The sequence below is a fragment of the Arthrobacter sp. JUb115 genome, from assembly GCF_004365035.1.
Taxonomy (GTDB): Bacteria; Actinomycetota; Actinomycetes; order Actinomycetales; family Micrococcaceae; genus Glutamicibacter.
The window spans coordinates 3,060-5,465 of record NZ_SOBS01000022.1 but is presented as its reverse complement, the minus strand read 5'-3'; the positions used below and the strand labels follow the sequence as shown (position 1 = coordinate 5,465).

Below are 2,406 nucleotides of genomic sequence, written 5' to 3'. Positions count from 1 at the left end.
TAGAGGTTGTTGTCTCGTAACCGCATAGTGAACGCGAACAGCATTGAAATCATCAGTTCAAATATTGTTTTATTGTGTGTTGAAAGTCATCGGCCTATTAGTACAGGTCAGCTACACAAGTCTTTAGTCCTTGCTTCCACATCCTGCCTATCAACCCAGTGGTCTAGCTGGGGGCCTCTCACACTCAAGGTGCATGGAAATCTCATCTCGAAGCAGGCTTCCCGCTTAGATGCTTTCAGCGGTTATCCCTTCCAAACGTAGCTAATCAGCGATGCACTTGGCAGTACAACTGACACACCAGAGGTTCGTCCGTCCCGGTCCTCTCGTACTAAGGACAGCCCTTCTCAAATTTCCAACGCGCGCAGCGGATAGGGACCGAACTGTCTCACGACGTTCTAAACCCAGCTCGCGTACCGCTTTAATGGGCGAACAGCCCAACCCTTGGGACCTACTCCAGCCCCAGGATGCGACGAGCCGACATCGAGGTGCCAAACCATGCCGTCGATATGGACTCTTGGGCAAGATCAGCCTGTTATCCCCGAGGTACCTTTTATCCGTTGAGCGACGGCCCTTCCACGAGGTGCCGCCGGATCACTAGTCCCGACTTTCGTCCCTGCTCGAGCTGTCACTCTCACAGTCAAGCTCCCTTGTGCACTTACACTCGACACCTGATTGCCAACCAGGCTGAGGGAACCTTTGGGCGCCTCCGTTACATTTTAGGAGGCAACCGCCCCAGTTAAACTACCCATCAGGCACTGTCCCTGAACCAGATCATGGTCCGAAGTTAGGTGACCGGTACAGCCAGAGTGGTATTTCAACGATGACTCCACCTGAACTAGCGTCCAAGCTTCACAGTCTCCCACCTATCCTACACAAGCTGCACCGAACACCAATACCAAACTATAGTAAAGGTCTCGGGGTCTTTCCGTCCTGCTGCGCGTAACGAGCATCTTTACTCGTACTGCAATTTCGCCGAGTTCATGGTTGAGACAGCGGGGAAGTCGTTACTCCATTCGTGCAGGTCGGAACTTACCCGACAAGGAATTTCGCTACCTTAGGATGGTTATAGTTACCACCGCCGTTTACTGGGGCTTAAATTCTCAGCTTCGCATTACTGCTAACCAGTCCTCTTAACCTTCCAGCACCGGGCAGGAGTCAGTCCGTATACATCGTCTTGCGACTTCGCACGGACCTGTGTTTTTAGTAAACAGTCGCTTCCCCCTGGTCTCTGCGGCCCACACCCGCATCAGAGAAGCAAGTTCTCATCACGGGGCAGGCCCCCCTTCTTCCGAAGTTACGGGGGCATTTTGCCGAGTTCCTTAACCATGATTCTCTCGATCGCCTTAGTATTCTCTACCTGATCACCTGTGTCGGTTTGGGGTACGGGCGGACTTGGACCTCGCGCCGATGCTTTTCTAGGCAGCATAGGATCACCGAATCACCCCGAAAACGGGGCGCCTATCAGGTCTCAGAATATATGAGCGGCGGATTTGCCAACCACTCTTCCTACACCCTTGGACCAGGTCAATTCCATTGCCTGGCTCGGCTACCTTCCTGCGTCACACCTGTTAATACGCTGACCTCACTGCATCGGTTCCCACCACATCAACCAGCAAGATACCCGAAGGCACCAACAGCTAGCGTCAATCATGGTTAGCATCCACAGCTCAGTATGGGCGGTCCTTCGCCGGTACGGGAATATCAACCCGTTGTCCATCGACTACGCCTGTCGGCCTCGCCTTAGGTCCCGACTAACCCAGGGCAGATTAGCTTAACCCTGGAACCCTTGATCATTCGGCGGACGGGTTTCTCACCCGTCATTCGCTACTCATGCCTGCATTCTCACTCGTGTGGCCTCCACCGCTGGTTTACACCGCGACTTCACCGTCCACACGACGCTCCCCTACCCATCCAAACACCCAATCGAAACCAGGTTAATATTTGAATGACGCAACTTCGGCGGTGTGCTTGAGCCCCGCTACATTATCGGCGCGGAATCACTTGACCAGTGAGCTATTACGCACTCTTTCAAGGGTGGCTGCTTCTAAGCCAACCTCCTGGTTGTCACAGCAACTCCACATCCTTTTCCACTTAGCACACGCTTAGGGGCCTTAGTTGGCGTTCTGGGCTGTTTCCCTCTCGACTATGAAGCTTATCCCCCACAGTCTCACTGCTGCGCTCTCACTTGCCGGCATTCGGAGTTTGGCTAAGGTCAGTAACCTTGTAGGGCCCATCGCCTATCCAGTAGCTCTACCTCCAGCAAGAAACACGCAACGCTGCACCTAAATGCATTTCGGGGAGAACCAGCTATCACGAAGTTTGATTGGCCTTTCACCCCTACCCACAGCTCATCCCCTCCATTTTCAACTGAAGTGGGTTCGGTCCTCCACACGCTCTTACACGCGC

The 2,406-nt window shown here is 53.6% G+C and carries 1 rRNA gene (cut by a window edge); it reads right to left on the bottom strand.

The features are described from left to right. Window positions 1-76 precede the first annotated feature (76 nt). Window positions 77-2,406: ribosomal RNA gene (locus EDF61_RS18595) — 23S ribosomal RNA — on the bottom strand (it continues 919 nt past the right edge of the window).